General features: G+C 40.9%; 2 protein-coding genes. Both read left to right on the forward strand.

The features are described from left to right. Positions 1-113 precede the first annotated feature (113 nt). Complete coding sequence (locus AB1349_13500; protein ID MEW6558340.1) at positions 114-1,064, forward strand: efflux RND transporter periplasmic adaptor subunit; 951 nt, start codon at positions 114-116, stop codon at positions 1,062-1,064. Between the two features lie 128 nt (positions 1,065-1,192). Next, entirely contained in the window at positions 1,193-2,596 is a 1,404-nt protein-coding gene (locus AB1349_13505) for an ABC transporter permease (protein ID MEW6558341.1), read from the forward strand. Positions 2,597-2,705: the final 109 nt, after the last annotated feature.

Here is a 2,705-nt window from a genome sequence, read left to right on the forward strand (position 1 = left end):
ATGTGCTTTATGAGGAAGTGTTATTGAAGAGCCGTGTGTGGGCAATCTGCAAGCACGGTTCTGCGAGGGGCACGACAGCCCGATAGGGCTGTCACCACAAGGAGGTTATAAAGATGTCTACTCAACAGAAAATAATTATTTCGGTTGTTGTTTTGGTTTTGCTCATTGGTGGGCTGTTTTTATTCAAGAAAAAGAAAAAAACCGGTCAGATGGCTGAAATTCAGCCGACGAGAGGTTCTATCGCGATTGAGTTTCGTGAAACAGGCACGGTTAGCCCTAGAAATCGGCTTGAAATAAAGCCGCAGGTTTCAGGTCGGCTTGAAGATATACTTGTTGTAGAAGGCCAGAAAGTCAAAAAAGGCGAGGTGCTTGTGTGGATGAGTTCTACCGACCGTGCGGCGCTTTTGGATGTTGCCCGTGAAAAAGGCGATGCAGAATTCCAAAAGTGGTCGGATGCGTATAAACCGACGCCGATAATCTCGCCGCTTGACGGTTTTATTATTGCAAGAAACAAAGAGCCAGGGCAGAGCGTATCGGTGAATGATATAATTCTGGTGATGGCTGATAAACTGATAGTTGAAGCGGTTGTAGACGAAACAGACCTGCGATATATAAAATTGGGACAGGTTGTAAAAATATTTCTGGACGCTTATCCGGATAAATACTTTTCCGGCACAGTGGAGCATATTGCATATGAATCTACAGTTGTAAATAATGTCACGGTCTATGAGGTTAAAATCAAGCCGTTAAATCCGCCATCTGATTTTCGTTCTGGTATGACGGCTACCATAGAAGTAACCGCCGACAAAAGAGAGGATGTTCTGCTTCTTCCGTCGGATGTAATAATTGAGAAGGGCGATAAAAAATTTGTCAGTATCAAAACAAAAAACGGTAAAAGCAGGTTAAAAGAAATCGGCGTTGGCATTAGCGACGGCAAAAAAACGGAAATCACCGATGGAATTGACGAAGAAGATATAATTTTGAGCACATCAAAAATTTCTAAAAGAGACAAAGCATCACAAGCAAGATTCGGCGGTATTCCCGGAATAGGTGGCGGTCGTTGATAAAATGATATAAACCACAGAGGACACTGATTTTAAGATAGAGAACACAGAGATTCTTCAAGGGTTTTAAAGTTCACCCGATAGATTAAAATGTGTCTCTGTGGGCTCTGTGGTTATGAAGTTTTAAAATGATTATTGAAATAAAAAACATTTACAAAACATATCATCTGGGTGAGTTTGATGTTCCTGCACTCAATGATGTATCTCTTGATATAGAAGAAGGCGAATTCGTTTCCATAATGGGTGCTTCCAGTAGCGGAAAGTCCACGCTTCTGCATATTCTCGGGCTTTTGGATAAACCGACTTCAGGTAATTACAAACTTGAAGGCAGAGAAATATCAAAGTTTTCAGATGATGAATTGGCGACACTACGGAATAAATTTTTAGGGTTTGTTTTTCAGCAGTTTAATCTTTTACCACGCACATCCGCAAAAGAAAATGTGGAATTGCCGTTGATTTACTCTGCCGAGCAAAAATCTGCGGATGCGATTGGACTGTTAAAAAAAGTTGGACTTACTGACAGAGAAAAACACAAACCTAACGAGTTTTCAGGCGAGCAGCGGCAGCGAGTAGCAATTGCAAGGGCATTAATAAATAATCCGTTACTTATTTTTGCCGACGAGCCGACTGGAAATCTGGACACAAAATCTGCAGCAGAAATAATAGAAATTCTTAAAGAATTGAATAATGCCGGTATCACCATAGTTATGGTGACACACGAACCGGATTTGGCGTCTGCTGCAAGCAGAATTATCACTTTACAGGATGGCAGAATTATTTCGGATAAATTTGTTGCACAAAAATTAAAAACTCGTCGCGAAAGTCGTTCCCTTATATCCGAAAACCATTTTTTGCATCCGGTTTTCAAACTTAAGAGTATCGGCAGTTATTTTTTTCAAGCGGTTCGGTCGCTTTTGTCAAACAAAACCCGTTCTGTTTTGTCAATTCTCGGAGTTTTAATCGGAGTGACAAGTGTCATAGCGATGCTTGCACTCGGCACCGGTGCAAAAGAGGATGTAAAAAAAAGAATTTCGGCACTGGGCTCAAATCTTCTTATGGTCAGGTCGTCTGCACGACGAGTCGGCGGTGTTTCTCTGGAAGCCGGCTCTGTTACCAGATTTACCGTGCAAGATATTGACGAAATCAAAGCAAAAATTCCGGGCATTGAGAAAGTTGCTGCGAATGTAATTGGTCGCGGACAGGTAGTGTACGGCGGCAAAAACTGGAATACTCAGATTCAAGGAACAATGGAAGATTATCCGGTTATGAGAAATTCTGTCCCGGTAAAAGGCAGATTTTTTACAAGAAATGAAACTGTTTCCAGAGCGAAAGTCGCGGTTATCGGGCAGACGGTTGTAAAAGAAATTTTCGGTGATAAAAATCCTATCGGTGAATTTGTCAAAATAAAAAAAATTGATTTTCAGGTTATTGGTCTTTTGCCGACGAAAGGTTCTACCGGCTGGCGAGACCAAGACGATATAGTAATTATTCCGCTTAATACCGCGATGTATCGTCCTGAAAAACGGCTATAAACACTATTTTTTTGAGATAGCTCGTCGGAGCCACTATAAAATATATTTGCAAATTCACTCAAATTAAAGGTTTGACCTTTAAAATCGCTCTTTGAATTTTGAAAAATAA

The organism is Elusimicrobiota bacterium (genome assembly GCA_040757695.1).
In the GTDB taxonomy this organism is placed as follows: Bacteria; Elusimicrobiota; UBA8919; order UBA8919; family UBA8919; genus JBFLWK01.